The following is an 18,503-nucleotide window of genomic DNA, read 5'->3' as shown; positions in this document are numbered from 1 at the left end:
CTAAATACTGTGACGTATCGCAACTTTATTTAAATTGCCTTAGGCAATAATCAAAACGCTGGCAAATAGACAGATAATTAACCAAAACAACGTAACTAAAATGCTCAATAACTTTCGTCTGTTATATCCAATATCGCCTTTTATGGGAGATTTACCATGAGTAAGGTACTTGATTACTTAGAAGCTAAGCTGATGCCGTTAGCTGCAAAAGCTGCATCACAACGGCATTTATGCGCAATTCGCGGGGCTTATGTCTCTTTTATGCCATTTATCATCGTCGGCTCGGTGATGCTAATTATTTCGTCCTTTCCGAATCAGGCCTATCAACAATTTATGAGTGGTATTTTTGGCGAGAGCTGGACCAGTATTGTTGAAATCCCTTTTAATGCCGTATTTTCGACTATGTCGTTATTTATCAGCTTTATGGTCGCGTACCGTTTAGCTGAGCATTATGAGGAAGACCAAGTTTCTTGTGGAATTTTGGGTTTGATCTGTTTTTTAATTTTGACCCCTTTTTTAAAAGCAGAATCATTAGGGAATGTCACTGTAATCTCGACTGAATGGATTGGTAGTAAAGGTCTGTTTGTAGCGATGATTGGTTCATTAATATGGACTGAACTTTTTTGCTATATCAAACGCAAAAAATGGGTGATCAAAATGCCAGAAGGCGTTCCACCTGCTGTTCAAGAATCTTTTGCGGCACTGATCCCTGCATTATTGGTGGTGATTTTAGTGTTAGCAATCCGTACTTTAGTTGCCCAAACCAGCTATGAAACAGTTCATCAGTTTATTTATCAAACGCTTGCAACACCGATGCGCCACTTTGGGACTTCATATTTTGGTGCGCTGTTAACTGGGTTGAGTATTACTTTGTTATGGTCTGTAGGAATAAATTCAGGATCGATGGTCAACGGTATTATTCGTCCACTTTGGATGGAAAATCAGACAGACAATATTGCCGCTATTCAAGCTGGTGTAACACCTCCTCATGTTATTACAGAACAATTTTTTGACATGGTTTGGATGGGCGGGGCAGGAGCGACCTTATCTTTAGTGATTGCAATGCTGATTTTTGCGCGTAGTAAAAGTATTCGTGAAGTTGGACGAATAGGGGCTGGCGCTTCAATTTTCAACATTAATGAGCCGATCCTCTTCGGGCTACCTATCATTATGAACCCGATTATGTTGATCCCATTCAATCTCGTCCCACTTGTGCTCATCACGACGCAATATATCGCAATGAGCCTAGGAGCCGTGGCTTCGACGACCGGGGTGTTTATTCCATGGACATTGCCACCGGTAATTAGTGGTTTCATTGTCACGGGGCATATAAGCGGCAGTATTATGCAAATTATTAATTTATTGATTGGCGCGATGATCTATTTACCCTTCTTGCGCATCATTGATAAACAGTATTTAGCCACTGAACAGAAAGTATAATTTGTTGTTTTATTAGAAATTCAAGGAGCTGTTATGTGGGGAATTATAGCAACATGGCGTATGGCCTTAGAAGGTGTCACTCGAGCGACAGGCATGTTGAACCATGGTGAAAGCGCATCCCACGCTGTCGTAGAGGCAGTCTCTGATGTTGAGGATTTTCCTTTATATAAATCGGTCGGTTATGGCGGATTACCCAGTGAAAACTGTGAAGTTGAGTTAGATGCAGCTTTTATGGATGGCGATTCTCTCGCATTTGGTGCAGTCGGTAATTTGATCGATATTGCGAATCCCGTACGTGTCGCACATGCATTAAGTCGAGAACGATTTAATTCGCTATTAGTTGGACGTGGAGCCAGAGAGTGGGCTATCGAGCAAGGTTTTGCGCAGAAAAAAATGCTAACGCAAAGATCAATTGCACATTATAAAAAGCGTTGTAGAGAGACCATTGATAAAGGATTGAGCCCATATGATGGCCACGATACTGTCGGTATGGTCGGGTTAGATTTACAAGGCAGTATGAGCGTAGCAACTTCTACTAGTGGGCTATTTATGAAACGTAGAGGCCGAGTCGGGGATTCACCAATAATTGGTTCTGGTTTTTATTGTGATAGCGAAATTGGCGGTGCTACCGCAACGGGTGTTGGTGAAGATCTAATGAAAGGCTGTACGAGCTATGAGATTGTTCGACGTATGGCTGCCGGTTTAACTCCACAACAGGCCGCGGATTCAGTGGTACTTGAGCTAGAAGATAAATTAATGAAGCGATTTGGCCGTTGTGGTGATTTATCTGTGGTGTGTATGAATGCACTGGGTGAATTTGGCGTGGCTACGAATATCAAAACTTTCTCATTTGTTGTGGCGACCGCCAATATGTCACCAACCGTTTATTTAGCGGATCGCCATGATGAGCACACGACCTATAGGCTAGCCGATAGCGATTGGTTACAAGATTATGAAACGCGGATCAGAGAGCCTATCGATGGAGCGTTACATTATGATTAATTATCAAATTATTATTGAGAGCAAAGCGTTTACTCAGGCACTTTCTACGACACAAGTTATTACTTATCCGCAAAGTGACTTGTTAAAACAATTAGGTCTCCGTAGTCCATTAGTGGAACAGCTTAATAATTACAGCGCGAATGGACAAATTGCCGATTGCCAATTTGGCTGTGAGCCCGTGGGGCGTTTGACGCTAATTCCTGAAAATCATTGGTTATCATGGCCTGAAGGGCAATTACTTACAGATATTCGTTCTTTGGTTAAAGCGCCACTAGCCAATGTATGCGTAGATTGTCGGTTATTTGACCTTAGCCAAGCGAAACATCGTGGTGCCTGCCAGCAGCTATTGATTTTACTATTTAATCAAAGTTATAGCCTTGATGATCAACAATTTAAAACCACTCAAACTGTGACTCAGAAAATTAAAAATTTGATTTTTTATAGTCATGTTGAGCAAGTAGATGAGTTAAATAAATTAGCACAACACGCCTTTTGTGTGAGTAAAGGTATGATTGATGCACGGCAATTAGCGGATATCCCGAGTGATATTTGTACGCCTGCTTTTGTGGCAGACACAGTGACTTCTGTGATTGCTAACTATCCTTCACTTTCTGCCTCAATCTTAGATGAAAAAGAAGTCAAAGCCCAAGGATTTGGTTTGCTTCATGCTGTTGGTAAGGGCGCTAAGAATCCGCCTCGCATTGTTATTATTCGTTATCAAGGTAGCGATGATGCTAATAATCGTTGCCGTGCATATGTCGGGAAAGGTGTGACCTATGATACTGGTGGTTATTGGTTAAAAAGTGGTGATGGCATGTATACCATGAAATATGACATGTGCGGTGCTGCTAACGTTTTTGGTTTACTCGTTGCCGCAGCAGAAATGAAATTGCCAGTTAATCTTGTTGGGATCTTGATGCTGGCGGAGAACATGATAGGCCCAGAGGCTATGCGTCCGAGTGAAATTGCGACGAGTTACTCAGGTTTAACCGTAGAAATTAATAATACAGATGCAGAAGGTCGACTGGTATTGGCTGATGGGATTGCTTACGCCAGCACATTACAGCCAAAATATATTATTGACGTGGCGACGTTAACCGGAGCCGTTGTGAAAGCATTGGGTTATGACTTAACCGGACTCATGTCCTCAGATATGGCATTGAGTGCCGATTTGCATCAGGCAGGTCTGGATAGTCGTGATGAGATTTGGGCATTGCCCTTGGATAAACGTCTTGCAGGACAGGTGAAAAGTCATATTGCGGATGCGTGTAATACACCGAGTAACAATGCGGCAATCAGTGCATCAGCTGCTTACTTTTTAAGTCTATTTTGCCCCACCGATTTACCTTGGGCACATTTAGATGTTAGTGGAACAGCATTATGGCGTGAGAATGGTTATAGCACAGCATCTGGTCGACCGATTCCGCTTTTAATTCAGCATATTATGAATGACTTGGAGAAATAATATGAAAAAGATTTTATTGATTTGTGATTTAGGAATGTCCACAAGTCTGATGGTTAAAAAAATGCAAGAAGCGGCTAAAACACGTGGTATTGACGCTGAAATTACGGCAAAGTCGGTGCGTGATTATAAAGCCTGTGTAAATGATTTTGATGTTGCGCTTTTAGGCCCACAAATTCGTTACAAACTAGCAGAATGTCAAAAAATTGCCGACGCAGCAGGTAAAAAAGTTGAGTGCATCGATATGATGGCCTATGGAACCCTGAAAGGGGATAAAGTATTAGACCAAGCATTAGCGCTGATTGATTAAGGAGTCAGTATGGATCTCGAAAATGAAGTCATGGAGCTGATTACTAATGCAGGTTATGCACGAAGCTTAGTTTTTCAAGCCATTGCGGTTGCACGTGAAGATAATGATTTTGCTGAAGCGGAAAGTTTAATGCAACAGGCTCAAGATGCATTATCCATTGCGCATCACACTCAAACACGATTAATTGAAATGGATGAAGGAACTGGTAAAGTTCCCGTTCATATCATCATGGTTCATGCTCAAGACCACCTAATGAATGCGATTATGTTGACTGAATTAGGGCGTGAAATCATCATGTTGCATAAAAAAGTGGCAGAGAAAAACTAAAGAGTAAAAATTTGATTCTAAATTGAAAATAGCCCGATATCGAACTAGGGCTATTTTCATTTAATATTGGCGTACTTTAATGCAAAACAACAATATTTAGATTGCGTTCGCTTGATAACCCGCTTGCTCAACCGCTTTAATCAAGCTGTCAGTTGAAGCTTTGCCATAAATTTTAGCGCGTTCAGTATCAACAATAGCGCCAGCAACGCCTTCAACAGCCTCAAGTGCTTGTTGCGTTTTACCCGCACATTTCATACAACTCAAACCTGACAATTGCAACTCAACATCCGGCGTTGTAGCAACAGCCGCCTGATATCCATCTTGTTCAATAGTTGCAATTAATGCATCAGCACTAGCACTACCCTCAACAACAGCATACTCAAGAGTGACTTTAGCACTTTCAACATCATCACGAGCTTGTAGTACTTTAGTCACGGAGCCCACACAGTGGCTGCAAGTGAGTCCTTGTAGGGAAAGTATTATCTTATTCATTTTATTCTCCATTTTACCCGTCATTCTTCGAGCTACAGGGGTGTTGGCTGCGTTCAACTCCCCGAATCACATACTTGTGTATGTTCATCGGGATAGTTTCACTTGCCGCCTACCTGTAACTCGAATAATTTAGGGTAAATTTCAAGTATACATTGCGGTATACATTGGATTTCCTGTCATTCTTCGAGCTACAGGGGTGTTGGCTGTGTAAAACTTTCAGTCATAGCCATAAAACTTTGGCTTTACCGACAACCTATCTGCATTCGAATGGTTTAGGGTGTATAATTAGGCATCAACTTAATCTATCATTTAACTATTAGTAGAGGTTAAACCTTCCTTCAAGGTTAAGGTCAAGGAAAATTATGAATATTAGTGAAATTGCGAAAAAAACAGGTTTGACCGCAAAAGCGATTCGCTTTTATGAAGATAAAGGCTTAATTACTCCTCCTTTACGCGGTGATAATAGTTATCGCTATTATCAAGATAGACACTTTGATGAGCTGGTGTTATTAAAACAAGCTAAAGATGTTGGGTTTACCCTCGATGAATGCGGTGAATTACTGGGATTATTTCGAAATCCAACCAGACATAGCTCGGATGTGAAAACGACGACTATTGCGAAAGTGCAAGAAATAGAGCAGACAATGGTGAAATTGTCTGCCATACGAGATACGTTGCAAAAATTAGTGGATGAATGTCCCGGTGATGATGGTGCAGACTGCCCGATTATTGACCATCTTGCTCGTGGTTGCTGTCATCAGAGTAAGGCTTAACTTTTAACGTGATACCGTCGACAGCAATAACAACCACTTCGGTATCCGCTAAAAGTGGGATATCTGAATAGATACGCCAGCTTCCGTCGGCCAAACGTACACGGCTGAAACCTTCTTCGGTATCCGTAAGTAAACGTGCCTTAATACCTATTAGCTGGTGGCTAATTTGGTTTACATCGTCAGCTTTAGTGTTTTGCCGCCCACTAAGCCATTTTCGCCATAACACAGCAGAAACAATGGTAAAAATAGCGAACAAAATACCTTGCCATTCCCAACCGAGAAATGGCAATACGAGGGCGATAAAACCGACCAGCACGGCAGCAATACCGGTCCATAATAGGTAGCCGCCAGTCCCAATGAGTTCACCAATCAGCAATAAACCACCGAGACATAGCCAAAACCATGCGGGCTGAGTGCTGATGAGTTCTATCATTTGTTTACCTGCTTCTTATCAGCTCTAGCTTTAGTACTGTCGCCAATAAGTTCAGTGATACCACCGATTGCTCCCATTAAACTACTTGCCTCTAGTGGCATCATGATCACTTTACTATTTTCAGCAGAACCAATACTAATTAGAGCATCGGTATATTTTTGTGCTACGAAATAGTTAATCGCTTGCATGTCACCAACTGCAATAGCTTCTGATACCATTTGAGTGGCTTTAGCCTCCGCTTCTGCCGCTCTTTCACGAGCTTCTGCTTGTAAAAATGCAGATTGGCGTTCACCTTCTGCTTTTAGAATTTGAGATTGCTTCTCACCTTCTGCTTTTAGGATGGCGGCTTGTCGAATACCTTCAGCTTCAAGAATATCGGCACGTTTAGTCCGCTCAGCTTTCATTTGAGCATTCATCGCGCTAATCAATTCTTTCGGGGGTTTTACATCACGAATTTCAATACGAGTAATCTTCACGCCCCAAGGGTTGGTCGCTTCATCAACAACATGCAGTAAGCGGTTATTGATGGAATCACGCTGGGAAAGCATTTCATCTAATTCCATTGAACCCAATACGGTACGAATATTGGTCATGGTTAAATTAAGTACAGATAACTCAAGATTACTGACTTCATAAGCAGCGCGAACCGGGTCAACCACTTGAATAAAGCACACAGCATCAATAGTGACGTTGGCGTTATCTCGTGAAATGACTTCTTGGGATGGAATATCAAGGACTTGTTCCATCACATTGATGCGACGGCCTATTTTATCCATAAATGGAACGATAAAATGCAAACCCGGTTGTAACGTTCGAGTGTAACGACCAAAACGTTCAACAGTCCATTGGAATCCTTGCGGCACTGTTTTTACACAGGTAAAAACAATAACAATGGCGAAAAAGATAATAATCGGTATAGCACCAAACGCGAACAAGTCCATATTAAGCCCTTAATTAGTAAAGTAATGAATAAACTTGTCTGCGGTATTTACTGGCTAATGAATCGCCGGTACCCATTGCTGACATGATATCCATCATTGTTTTCTTAACTGCACCGTCTCCGGCATTTAAATCTTTTTTCAAGAATGCCAGTAGCAGTTCTAGTGCTTCTTCATTACGGTTTACTTCATGTAGTTTTAGGGCAAGCTGCACAGCAAGGGTGGTATCTGCTGGGTTTTGATTAAATTCTTGCTGCAATTGCTGAATTTCAGGCGTATCAGCAGCTTGCTTTAATAAATCGATTTGTGCAATTAACCCTTGATAGCGGCTATCTTTGTCTTGCATCGGTACAGTGGCAAGGGTGATTTGTGCATCATCAGTCAAATTCAAATTAATTTGTGTTTCTGCTAATAACAGCGTGATATCACTATTTTTAGGATTGATTTGATTAGCTTCTTTTAGCAGCGGCAGGGCTTCTTGAGCTTTACCTTCTGCGAGTAATTCAGCGGCTTGTGCAGCTTTTAGCTCTTCAGGGCTTGGCAGTACGCGAGAAAGCATTTCCAGCACAACCTCCTCTGGTTGCGGGCCTTCAAAGCCATCAACAGGACGACCATTTTGCAATATATAGACGGTTGGGATCGCTTTTAGGCCAAATTGGCTGGCGACCATTTGCTCTTCATCACAGTTAACTTTAGCTAAAATAAATAAGCCTGCATACTCATTGGCAATCTTATCAAGTGTTAATCCAAGATCTTGGCAATGTGGGCTGCGCGGAGACCAAAAATAAAACATGACAGGCAAAGTCATCGATTGTTCAATGACTTGATGTAAATTGGTTTCGTTAATATCAATAATTTGAGCGTTAGCTAACATAAGGTATCTCTTTGTAAATTGTTATTAATACTAAAATTGTTGTCTATAAAATGGGGGCGTTTTTTGATTTTTCAAGCTTTTTTGCCCTGATTAGACAGTATTTTATCCATTAACTTATCAGGCAGTATTCGTTTAAGTATACGCACAAATACCGTCAGTAGTGTGACAGAGTAGCGTATACGAGGATGTGGGCTTTCGAGCGCATGAATTAATTTTTCAACAACACGTTCTGGTGTTAAGGTGAAACGAGCCGCAATCCCTGGATTTTTAACGGGTTTATCTTTTTGGGTTTGTGCCACATTTTGTGTAAATGCGGTATGAATAGGACCGGGTTCAATCAAACTGATGTGAATACCACTGCCTTTTAATTCTAATCGCAAGGCGTCTGACCAGGCCTCTAATGCATATTTACTGGCCGCATAAGCACCACGCCCCGGTGTTGAAATAATTCCCATCACTGAGCTGGTCTGTACAATACGGCCTTCATTGTGCACAAGCATGGCGGGGAGCAAGCGGAAGGTTAATTGATGAACACCGAAAAAATTAGCGGAAAATTGCGCTTCAAGCTGCTGACGGCTGACAGTACTTAAGGCACCATAAACGCCAAATCCGGCATTATTAAATAATCCGAAAAGACGTCCATGGCATAATGACAGCACCGCGTCAGCCGCGGCATCTATGCTATCGTTATCATCAAGATCAAGAGCAACAGTGTCATAACCGAGATCTTTTAAGCGCAATATATCCGCTTCTTTGCGGCAGGCAGCAATGACATGGTAGCCGCGTTGGCGGAGAGTTTGTGCAGCACAAAAGCCTATGCCGCTTGAGGCGCCAGTGATTAGTACGGATTTTTTCATAACTTTACCTATGCTCGTCATTCTTTGCGCCGTAGTGTTCTCGTCATTCTTTGCGCTGTAGCGTTGTTGTCATTCTTTGCGCCGTAGCGTTGTTGTCATTCTTTGCGCCGTAGCGTTGTTGTTTTCATAACGTTATTTAAACAGAATGTTGATTATTCACTCTAATTTGAATTAATGTGTTAAGTATATATTTCACTTCTTAGGCGGTAAAATATAGAGAGAAAGCTGTTTTTCCATGAAATCTGTAATAGAAGGCTGAGCCTCTACTGTTGGATGAATACCATCTTGTTGTATCCATTCAGGCTTGGTTATCACAGTTTCCATATAAAATGGTAATAGTGGAATATTATTTTCTTGTGCTAATTTTGAATACACGCGTTCAAAGCTTGATGTATAGCGTTTTCCATAGTTTGGTGGAATACGAATTTGCATTAAAAGCGGTTTAGCACCAGATTGCTCTATTTTATCGATAATTTGTTGTAAATTAGTCTCTAACTGTTCTACAGCTAGCCCTTGTAAACCATCGTTTGCACCAAGCTCAATCAATACCCAATTAGGTTTATGTTGTTCAAGTAAGGTAGAAAGACGTTCCAGCCCTTGAGCTGAAGTGTTTCCACTGATACTGCCATTAATCACAGTTACAGGCGGTGACAATTTCTGCCAACGACTGGCGAGCAAAGAGGCCCAAGCCTGCTCTGCCGGTAAGCGATAACCTGCACTCAGGCTATCACCGAGGATCAATAGTTTTGTTGTTGCGAGTGCCTGTCCACTTGCAATCAATAACAGGAGAAAAACCAATATATGTCGGCGAAAAATATTCTTGAAGTTCATCATCTCATTAAACGTGTTGGCCAAGGTGAACATGAACTGACTATATTGCAAGGTGTTGAGCTAATTGTCGAGCCCGGTCAAACAATTGCTCTTATCGGCGAGTCGGGATCAGGTAAATCAACTCTTTTAGGGATCATTGCCGGACTTGATGACGGCACCAGTGGTAGTGTCAGTTTGCTGGGGCAAGAGTTAACGCAAATGGATGAAGAACAGCGGGCGCGTCTACGTGCACAAAGTGTGGGTTTTGTTTTTCAATCCTTTATGTTGATCCCCACACTGAATGCCATTGAAAACGTACAACTTCCCTCGTTATTACGGGGTGAATCAGAATCCAGCAGCCAGCAACATGCCGTTAGTTTATTAACTGAATTAGGTCTGGGTAATCGACTCAAACATATGCCAGCACAATTGTCAGGTGGTGAGCAACAGCGAGTTGCATTAGCCAGAGCTTTCAATGGCCGTCCTGAAATTTTGTTTGCAGATGAACCGACGGGGAATCTTGATCGTCAGACTGGGGATAAAATTGCTGATTTGCTTTTTTCAATGAATAAAGAGCATGGCACAACCTTGATCCTCGTTACTCATGACCATGAACTGGCAGCCCGCTGTCAACGCCGTTTAAGATTGGTCGATGGTCTATTAAGGGAAGAGGCATGATTTGGCGCTGGTTCTGGCGTGAGTGGAAAACGCCATCATTATTAATTGTTTGGTTGGCACTGACGCTAGCGGTTGCTTGCGTGTTAGCGTTAGGGCGTATTAGCGACCGTATTGAAAATAGCATGAGCTATCAGAGCCGCGAATTATTAGCGGGTGATTTAGTGTTGCGATCTTCTCAGCCGAGCGATCCGGCTTGGTTACAGGATGCTAAAAATAGTGGCTTGAAAGTGAGTCAGCAAATTTCATTTTCAACTATGGCCTACTCAACGGCAGATGAAGATGCTCGACCACAATTAGTGCTGATCAAAGCCGCCGATAGTGCCTATCCGTTATATGGTGGATTAGTCACTGAGCCTGCGGGGTTACAGCCAACAAAAGGGCAAATATTAGTCGCCCCTAGATTGCTTGAGCTATTAAACCTAAAGTTAGGCGATGATATTGATATTGGCGATGCTACATTAAAAGTTGCAGGTACTTTAGAGCAAGAACCGGATAGTGGTTTTAATCCTTTTCAAATCGCCCCAAGAGCACTTATTTCGATTGAAGATGCTGCATTGACCGGCGCTATTCAATTAGGAAGCCGATTAACGTATCGAGACATGTTCGCCGGAGATAGTGACGCTATTGAGGCTTTCCATGCAAAATTTGATAAAGATTTAAGAACTGATCAACGTTGGTATACCTTAAATGAAGATAATGGTGCGGTAGGAAAGACATTCCAACGTGCACAACAATTTCTTTTATTGTCTGTTTTATTGACGTTATTACTGGCAATTGCTGCTGTTGTTGTTTCAATGACCCATTATTGTCGTAGTCGACACCAGTTGATTGCGGTATTAAAAACCCTTGGAGCAGGGCGTAGTGCGCTGCGAAAATGGATTATTGGTCAGTGGTTGGTTATTTTAATTGCCGCTGCGCTATTAGGTTCATTGCTTGGGCTCGCCTTTGAAGGCATCTTGATGCAAATTCTAGGCGCAATGCTTCCAAAAGCATTACCTTCAGCAAGTTTATGGCCTTGGGTTTGGGCGATAGGCACATTATTTATCATCGCGATTATTGTGGGTATTCGTCCTTATTATCAATTAATGGCAACGCAACCTTCGCGAGTGTTACGTGAAGATGCACAATCACCCGTTTGGCCTTTGTATTACTATCTCCCCATAGTCACACTCATTGTCGTGGGAGGATTATTTTTATTTGCGGGTGTGAACCCTTTACTATGGTCAATCCTGATTGGCATCGTGGTTTTGGCAATTCTCCTAGCACTTATCGGTTGGATAGGGCTGTGGGGCTTACGTCATATTAAGTTTAAACAGTTAAGTTTACGGCTTTCGGTCAGCCGTTTATTGCGCCAACCAATGCAAACAATCACACAAATGAGCGCATTTTCGCTCTCGTTTATGTTGTTAGCATTATTAGTTTTGGTTCGAGGTGATTTGCTCGACCGTTGGCAGCAGCAGCTTCCAGCCGATAGTCCGAATTATTTCTTGATCAATATGACTCAAGAACAAATTAAGCCAGTAACAGAGCTTTTGGCGCAATATAAAGTCAAACCTACAGGCTTTAACCCTGTAGTATTGGCGCGTCTGGCGGAGATTAACGATAGATCAGCGATTGAATGGGCAGATGAACGCGATCCAAACAATAACACGGTACGACGTGAGCTGAGCCTGACTTGGGAATCCATTTTACCACCGGCCAATTTAATGGATAAAGGCACTTGGCCACCAAAAGCGGGTGAGGTGTCTATTGAACAGACCGTCGTGAAAGAGCTTGGAATAAAAATTGGCGATAAGCTAACGTTTAATTCTGGGGCACAAATTTTTTCTGCGACAGTGAGTAGTATTCGAACGGTAGATTGGGAAAGTTTACGACCTAATTTTTACTTTATTTTCTCTGAAGAAAGTTTATCTCAAATGCCAGCCACTTGGTTGAGTAGTTTCCATTATGACGGTGATGGCCAGTTATTGACGCAGCTTAGCCGTAACTATCCAACCATTAATGTGCTAGACACTGGCGCAATTATTACCCAAATCCAGCAAATTCTCCAACAAGTGAGTCAGGCTTTAGAAGTGATGGTAGTGTTAGTGATTTTATGCGGATTGTTGCTATTACTTGCTCAAGTCCAAGTCGGTATGAGTCAACGTGAACGCGAGTTAGTGGTTTACCGTACGCTAGGTGCCAGTAAAAAGCTGATGCGAAGAACACTTTGGAGTGAGTTTGCATTATTAGGTCTAATGGCCGGTTTTGCTGCGGCTTTTGGTGCAGAAATTGCTCTGTGGTTATTGCAAACTAAAGTGTTTGATTTTCCATGGCAACCTGAGTGGCGTATCTGGTTAATACTACCGCTAAGCGCTGCGTTGTTGCTATCAATATGCGGAGGTTGGTTAGGCTTGCGCTTATTAGGCACTGGTAATCAGCACCGACGTTTATCGAATGGTTGAGTTATAAAACTTCAGGTAGATATCAATGTATTAAATACCTTGATGTCTACCTATTTTTCTTCTGTGAAAAATAAATTCGCTACAATCTTTCAAGTAAAATAACTGTCTTGAATTCATCACTAAACTGTCATTTGCCGTAGTTATGATTCCGTCGTCGATTATTGAATAATCTAATAATAGGATCATAACAATGTTGCATCGTCGCATGATTGGCTCATTATCTTTACTTGCTACTTTAATTTCATTTAGCACCACAGGGTTTGCTCAACAACAAGTTCCGGCTTCATTGGCTGGACATGCTATTTTACCCGTGAATTCAAGTGTTCCTGCACCTGAAAATGCCCCTTCGGATCTACAAACTAGTGGTAAATTTACTACTGCTAAACGTGTTGATACCCTTGGGCAAATTGAAGGAAAATCCGCAGATCGTCCAACAGGTATGCATATCCCAATTAAAGGGCAGCCTTTACAAGGACATTCAGGTATTAAGCGGATGGCTGATGGGACTTATTGGGTACTGACGGACAATGGTTTTGGTAATAAAGTTAATTCTCCTGATTCAATGCTTTATCTAACCCAATACGATATCGATTTTAAAACAGGTAAAGCCAACCCGCTGAAAACTGTTTTCTTCCAAGATCCAAATAAAATTATTCCGTTCCATATCATTAATGAAAGTTCTCAAGAACGTTACCTAACTGGTAGTGATTTTGACCCGGAAAGCTTTCAATTTGCAGATGGTGCGTTATGGGTAGGGGATGAGTTTGGACCGTATTTAATCAAAATGGATTTAGACGGTAAAGTTTTAGCCTTATTTGAAACCCAAGTTGATGGCAAGAAAGTGGTTTCTCCAGATCACTACCAAGTTACTACACCGGGTAAACCTACTGATAAAGTTAGCTTTCAAGTTAATCGGTCAAAAGGTTTTGAAGGGATGGCTTCATCACCAGATGGTTCAAAATTGTACCCAATGTTAGAAGGGGCAGTTTGGAATGAAGACAAGCAAGATTATGAAAATGTTGATGGTAAACGCGCTGCACGCATTCTTGAATTTGATGTGAAGAAACAAGATTGGACAGGCCGTAGCTGGTTATATGTCTTTGAAGATAATCAAAATGCGATTGGTGATTTTAACTTAATTGATGCTACTCATGGGCTGATTATCGAACGTGATAACGGTGAAGGTACGGCTGATAAAGCTTGCGCACAAGGGGCAACAAATACAGAGAATTGCTTTAGCAATTTAGCTAAATTTAAACGCGTTTATCGTATTGAGTTTTCAGATAAAAACGTGGGATCTGCGGTAGATAAGCAAGCTTATATTGATTTGATGAATATCCAAGACCCAAATAGCTTAGCAAGAAAACCATTAAACGAGGGTGTTTTCACTTTTCCATTCTTCACTATCGAAAATGTTGATGTAGTTGATAGCGAACATATTATTGTTGGTAACGATAATAATTATCCGTTCTCATCGAGCCGTGAACCAAATAAAGCAGATGATAATGAGTTTATTTTACTCAAAGTACCAGAACTATTAGCACCTTAATAATCCGTTATATCTCGTGTTGTAGCATTGTTGGATAGCTACGACACGAATTATTTAGCTATTGATATTGTTCAAAATGCCGAGTTTTTGAATCCTTAATTTCCCTTGGTTTTAGTATTAGCCTGAGTGTGTTTTCAGGCTTTTTTTTATTTATACTCGTCATACTTCAAGCCGCAGGGGTGTTGACTGCGCTCAGCTACCCGAATCACATACTATGTATGCTCATCGGGATATCGCTAACTATTTGAATTATATATTATGAGTGATTTAAAGTTGGGGGCTTCATTCGTAATGTTAGTAACAAAATCACAATAACCGGCGCTGCAATAATCAAAAATGCAGGCGTGAAACTGCCAGTATAATCTTTTACTGCACCAGCAATGAAAGGGGCTAAACAGGCAATCGTGGAAAATAAATTAACGATGGAAAAAAGTTCTAAATAAGGGCCACGACCGAAATAGTTGGACAATAAGACACTGGATGCTAAAAAGGTCATGCCATAGCCAATACCAACAAAAATAACAAATAAAATCAACCAGAACCAAGAAGTAGCAATACTTAAGAAAACCACACCCAATACCATAATAATTAAACTACCAATCAGTAACTTTTTAGGTTCTAGCCATTCGCCAGCGGCGCCACCAATAAATCGAGAAAATGCATTTACGAAAGCCATGGTGCTGAGTAATGACACCGCTACCGTCATACTAAACCCTCGTTCTTCAATATGCGCGACTGCAAAGCTATTGACGGTAATACCACACCATAAAAATGAAGTGTAAGTTGCGGCAATTAAATAAAATTGCCAAGTACGTAGCGCTCGGCCTACGGTCCAAACCTGATTTGTTCGATAAACAGGTTTGTTGGCATTGCTGACTTGTTTTTGCATCACCATTTTGGCGTGAGCTTGTTCTTTTTTACCTTCACGCAGCATCAAGATGGTGACTAATGTAATGACACTCAAGTAAATCGCACACAGTACCCAATGCATCCGCCAAGAGCCGAGTTGATTAGAGGCATAAAAATAGATCCAAGGCCCTGCCACGCCGCCTAAACCACCAATCGTAAAATAAAGACCGAATGCTAAAGATTGTTTTTCAAATAAGCGGGAAAGTACATAGGTGCCTGGCACCGTGGCAAGTAAGGTAAAACCTACCCCAATTAAGGCGGTACCAAGAAAGTAAGTGCTGATGATTTCGGTAGAATAGAGATTATAGAAACCGGCAACAAAGAATAACGTGCCTAGCAATAATGTTAAGCGGACACCCACCTTACGAATGAGTAAAGAAGGCAAGAAACTGGCTAGCCCACAGGTTAATCCAAGCAAAGTAAAACCAAACCCTGCTTCCGTCCAGCTCCATTTTAGTTCTTCTATCATCCCGGGCAATACCACGCCTAAAGAGGTGAATGTGGTCGCAGTAGCTAAAAAATAAACCATCCCTAATAGAACTAAAATGCTCCATTGATAGAAAGGGCTAAAAGTTGGAGAGGGTGCGGCTTGTACGTCTGGCATGTCGGCTCCAGTAAAACCGTATGCCTTTATATTTTGATATTTATCATCAACAGGAGTACGGCAAAAATAACAAAATGCCCGAAATTAAATACTCGGGCATCGAATAGGGGCTATTTTCGCTATTTATTGGCGAGAGTACCAGTCTAATTTTACTTTTGCCCACTCAATGCCACTTTTATACTCATTTGGCAGCAAAGTTGTTAGTGCATCAAGTGTTGAAGTGAGTTTGTCGCAATCATGGTGAGACAGGTTTAAATGTCCCACTTTGCGTACTGGGCGTACTTCTTTTTCATACCAGTGTAGATGAACTAATGGCAAGCTTAGCCAGTCAGTATTTACGTCGGTTCCAATTAAATTGACCATTACCGCTGGGCTCTCGACTTCAGGGGAGGGCATGGGTAAATCTAAAATAGCGCGTAAATGTAACTCAAATTGGCTGATAGATGCGCCATTTTGTGTCCAGTGGCCGCTATTATGCACTCGTGGTGCAATCTCATTAATGAGTAATTTATCGCCGACGACAAAACATTCCATTGCCATCACGCCAGTATAATCAAGTTCATCCATGACAGCGCTCAACATCGATTGTGCTTGTTGCTGGTGGGCATTGCTTGATTTAGGGAAGGCGACACTGGTGCGTAAAATACCTTCTTGATGAAGATTATGTGTAATTGGGTAAAAAACAGATTTTCCGACTCGGTTTCGAGCACCAATAATAGAGACTTCGGCATCAAATGGAATGCCTTGTTCGACAATACATTCACCATAAATTTCAGCAGGTAAATCAGTTTCATCGCCGGGTCTTACACGCCACTGCCCACGGCCGTCATAGCCACCAGTGCGGCGTTTTACAATCAGAAAGTCACCTAATGTGGCAAATAATTCAGGCCATTGATCAGGGGATTCAAGTAAAGCCCAAGGGGCGGTGGCAAGTTGCAATGAATCATATAAGTTTTTTTGTGGGGATCTGTCTGCTAAACGTGGAAAAATATCACGGTTAATAAACGCATTATGACGGGCTAATTCTTTGGTTAAGGGGGTTTCTGGCCAACGTTCAATTTCTGCGGTGATCACGCTTTGTTGATAAGGAACGGCTTCTGGTTCCGCATCTAAGCCTACTGGAAAGACAGCTATTCCCAGCGGTTCACCGGCTTGACGCAACATACGACCAAGCTGACCATTTCCTAAGACACAAACTGGTTTCATTATGCCTCCCGTGGATCTGGGTTATTTAGCACATCTTGAGTTTGTGTTTCACGCCATGCTGATAAGCGTTTAAAAATATCCGGATTGGTTATCGCCAAAATTTGTGCCGCTAATAGTGCGGCGTTTGCGGCTCCAGCTTTCCCTATTGCTAAGGTGCCAACAGGAATGCCCTTTGGCATTTGCACGATAGAATACAGGCTATCAACTCCACTAAGTGCAGCACTTTGTACAGGAACGCCTAGAATAGGCACGAGGGTTTTCGCTGCTAACATACCGGGTAAATGTGCCGCTCCACCTGCACCTGCAATGATCACATCAAAGCCGTTTTTTTTAGCCTGTTCTGCAAATGAAAACAGTTTATCGGGCGTGCGATGAGCGGAGACAATTTCAACATGAAAAGGCAGTTGCAGTTCAGTCAACACATCAGCAGCATTCTGCATGGTTGTCCAATCACTTTTAGAACCCATAACAATGGCGATTTTTGCCGCAGATTGAGCAGGAACTTGGGCAGTCATTTAGTGCTTCCCTGTATTTAAAAAATATCACCGGTAAGGTGGGAAATGGAATTAAGTCGATCATATCATGGTAATGCGGTAAGGAAAACGTTTGCGTGGTTGTTTTTTGAGCTAACAGTAGGCGTAAACGATAAAAATAATGAGAGATAAATTAATCAGAATGGGAAAAAAATGAGCTCAATACCTTGTTCATTAATCACAAATGCAGAGCCTTCTTGATGCCATGCGCCGAGCACACCTCGATAATGTGGTTTGTCATTAATGGCAATTTCATGGATAGCAGGACGGTGGGTGTGTCCGTGGATCATCCAGTCAGCATGATATTTTTGCATCTCAGTAATGACGGCTTGTGGATTAACATCCATGATTGACTCAGATTTCATACTGCTCGCGTGCTGGCTATCACTGCGCATTTTTTGTGCAATTCGGCGGCGAATAAACAAGGGTAGAGTGAGAAAGAGCTTTTGTATCCAAGGTGTATGTACTTTTTTACGGTAGTTTTGGTACGCTGCATCATCAATGCACAAGGTATCGCCGTGTAAAATTAATATCCGTTTGCCATACAGTTCTAACAATGTTTCTTGAGGTAAGATAGTCATACCGCACTGTTTAGCATAACGTTGACCAATTAAAAAATCACGATTTCCATGAATGAAATAGCAAGGGATACCGCGCTCAGTCAGTTGTTTTAGCGCTTGAGCTACCTGTAGGTGAAGCGGATTATCGTCATCATCGCCAATCCAATAATTGAAAAAATCACCGAGTATGTATAAGCGCTCAGCGTGGATAGCTTGCTGCTGAATAAAATGGATAAAACCGGCGGTGATCGCCGGTTCATCTTCACTCAGATGTAAATCTGCAATGATGTAAGTGGACATAT

At 41.8% G+C, this 18,503-nt stretch carries 18 protein-coding genes and 1 pseudogene; 9 read left to right on the top strand and 10 right to left on the bottom strand.

Annotated features, from left to right (window positions below):
* The first annotated feature begins 156 nt into the window (after positions 1 to 156).
* From celB to ACTH6U_RS15185, 5 genes are read left to right on the top strand one after another with little or no spacing between them, the layout of a single operon-like run.
* Positions 157 to 1,440: a PTS cellobiose transporter subunit IIC gene (gene celB, locus ACTH6U_RS15205; protein ID WP_294104815.1), complete on the top strand. Its 1,284-nt coding sequence runs from the start codon at positions 157 to 159 to the stop codon at positions 1,438 to 1,440.
* Positions 1,441 to 1,473: 33 nt separating this feature from the next.
* Positions 1,474 to 2,442: a N(4)-(beta-N-acetylglucosaminyl)-L-asparaginase gene (locus ACTH6U_RS15200; RefSeq protein ID WP_441832546.1), complete on the top strand. Its 969-nt coding sequence runs from the start codon at positions 1,474 to 1,476 to the stop codon at positions 2,440 to 2,442.
* Positions 2,435 to 3,907 (top strand): leucyl aminopeptidase family protein, encoded by a 1,473-nt coding sequence (locus tag ACTH6U_RS15195; protein ID WP_441832555.1) that lies wholly within the window; start codon positions 2,435 to 2,437, stop codon positions 3,905 to 3,907. Before ACTH6U_RS15200 ends, ACTH6U_RS15195 begins: the two co-directional genes overlap by 8 nt.
* 1 nt (position 3,908) lies before the next feature.
* Complete coding sequence (locus ACTH6U_RS15190; RefSeq protein ID WP_294104808.1) at positions 3,909 to 4,214, top strand: PTS sugar transporter subunit IIB; 306 nt, start codon at positions 3,909 to 3,911, stop codon at positions 4,212 to 4,214.
* A gap of 9 nt (positions 4,215 to 4,223) precedes the next feature.
* Positions 4,224 to 4,541: a PTS lactose/cellobiose transporter subunit IIA gene (locus ACTH6U_RS15185; RefSeq protein WP_434719531.1), complete on the top strand. Its 318-nt coding sequence runs from the start codon at positions 4,224 to 4,226 to the stop codon at positions 4,539 to 4,541.
* A 108-nt stretch (positions 4,542 to 4,649) separates the two neighbouring features.
* Here the strand turns inward: ACTH6U_RS15185 and ACTH6U_RS15180 are convergent.
* Positions 4,650 to 5,033, bottom strand: a pseudogene (locus ACTH6U_RS15180) (cation transporter); the annotation flags it as partial.
* Between the two features lie 362 nt (positions 5,034 to 5,395).
* Between ACTH6U_RS15180 and cueR the strand changes: the two are divergent.
* The gene (cueR, locus tag ACTH6U_RS15175) at positions 5,396 to 5,806 is read left to right on the top strand and encodes a Cu(I)-responsive transcriptional regulator (protein WP_294104803.1); all 411 of its coding nucleotides are present in this window, start codon (positions 5,396 to 5,398) and stop codon (positions 5,804 to 5,806) included.
* Here cueR and ACTH6U_RS15170 read toward each other — a convergent pair.
* From ACTH6U_RS15170 to tesA, 5 genes are all read right to left on the bottom strand, one after another.
* Positions 5,760 to 6,239, bottom strand: a complete 480-nt coding sequence (locus ACTH6U_RS15170) for an NfeD family protein (RefSeq protein WP_434719530.1) — start codon at positions 6,237 to 6,239, stop codon at positions 5,760 to 5,762. The two genes, cueR and ACTH6U_RS15170, sit on opposite strands and share 47 nt — an antisense overlap.
* On the bottom strand, positions 6,236 to 7,180 hold the full coding sequence (locus tag ACTH6U_RS15165; RefSeq protein ID WP_336429610.1) for an SPFH domain-containing protein: 945 nt from the start codon (positions 7,178 to 7,180) through the stop codon (positions 6,236 to 6,238). Before ACTH6U_RS15165 ends, ACTH6U_RS15170 begins: the two co-directional genes overlap by 4 nt.
* 13 nt (positions 7,181 to 7,193) lie before the next feature.
* Entirely contained in the window at positions 7,194 to 8,051 is an 858-nt protein-coding gene (locus ACTH6U_RS15160) for a co-chaperone YbbN (RefSeq protein ID WP_294104798.1), read from the bottom strand.
* A 71-nt stretch (positions 8,052 to 8,122) separates the two neighbouring features.
* On the bottom strand, positions 8,123 to 8,908 hold the full coding sequence (locus ACTH6U_RS15155) for an SDR family oxidoreductase (protein WP_441832545.1): 786 nt from the start codon (positions 8,906 to 8,908) through the stop codon (positions 8,123 to 8,125).
* A gap of 192 nt (positions 8,909 to 9,100) precedes the next feature.
* Entirely contained in the window at positions 9,101 to 9,739 is a 639-nt protein-coding gene (gene tesA / locus ACTH6U_RS15150; protein ID WP_336429606.1) for a multifunctional acyl-CoA thioesterase I/protease I/lysophospholipase L1, read from the bottom strand.
* On the opposite strand from tesA, the gene ybbA reads away from it, so the two are divergent.
* The 3 genes from ybbA (at position 9,710) to ACTH6U_RS15135 (ending at position 14,389) form a co-directional block, all read left to right on the top strand.
* Positions 9,710 to 10,396, top strand: coding sequence for a putative ABC transporter ATP-binding protein YbbA (ybbA, locus tag ACTH6U_RS15145; protein ID WP_434719528.1), 687 nt, complete (start codon positions 9,710 to 9,712; stop codon positions 10,394 to 10,396). The genes tesA and ybbA overlap by 30 nt on opposite strands.
* The gene (ybbP, locus tag ACTH6U_RS15140; RefSeq protein WP_434719527.1) at positions 10,393 to 12,840 is read left to right on the top strand and encodes a putative ABC transporter permease subunit YbbP; all 2,448 of its coding nucleotides are present in this window, start codon (positions 10,393 to 10,395) and stop codon (positions 12,838 to 12,840) included. Before ybbA ends, ybbP begins: the two co-directional genes overlap by 4 nt.
* 190 nt (positions 12,841 to 13,030) lie before the next feature.
* Entirely contained in the window at positions 13,031 to 14,389 is a 1,359-nt protein-coding gene (locus ACTH6U_RS15135; RefSeq protein WP_294104788.1) for an esterase-like activity of phytase family protein, read from the top strand.
* Positions 14,390 to 14,645: 256 nt separating this feature from the next.
* On the opposite strand, the gene ACTH6U_RS15130 is transcribed toward ACTH6U_RS15135, so the two are convergent.
* The 4 genes from ACTH6U_RS15130 to lpxH form a co-directional block, all read right to left on the bottom strand.
* Entirely contained in the window at positions 14,646 to 15,902 is a 1,257-nt protein-coding gene (locus ACTH6U_RS15130) for an MFS transporter (protein ID WP_441828801.1), read from the bottom strand.
* A gap of 123 nt (positions 15,903 to 16,025) precedes the next feature.
* Positions 16,026 to 17,108, bottom strand: a complete 1,083-nt coding sequence (purK, locus tag ACTH6U_RS15125; RefSeq protein ID WP_441832544.1) for a 5-(carboxyamino)imidazole ribonucleotide synthase — start codon at positions 17,106 to 17,108, stop codon at positions 16,026 to 16,028.
* Positions 17,108 to 17,623: a 5-(carboxyamino)imidazole ribonucleotide mutase gene (gene purE, locus ACTH6U_RS15120; protein WP_441832543.1), complete on the bottom strand. Its 516-nt coding sequence runs from the start codon at positions 17,621 to 17,623 to the stop codon at positions 17,108 to 17,110. Before purE ends, purK begins: the two co-directional genes overlap by 1 nt.
* Before the next feature lie 155 nt (positions 17,624 to 17,778).
* Positions 17,779 to 18,501, bottom strand: coding sequence for a UDP-2,3-diacylglucosamine diphosphatase (lpxH, locus tag ACTH6U_RS15115; RefSeq protein WP_336429595.1), 723 nt, complete (start codon positions 18,499 to 18,501; stop codon positions 17,779 to 17,781).
* Positions 18,502 to 18,503 lie beyond the last annotated feature (2 nt).

Source organism: Providencia sp. (assembly GCF_052096715.1).
In the GTDB taxonomy this organism is placed as follows: domain Bacteria; phylum Pseudomonadota; class Gammaproteobacteria; order Enterobacterales; family Enterobacteriaceae; genus Providencia.
Note: the sequence above shows the minus strand (reverse complement) of the source record. Positions and strands in the feature narration are given on the sequence as shown.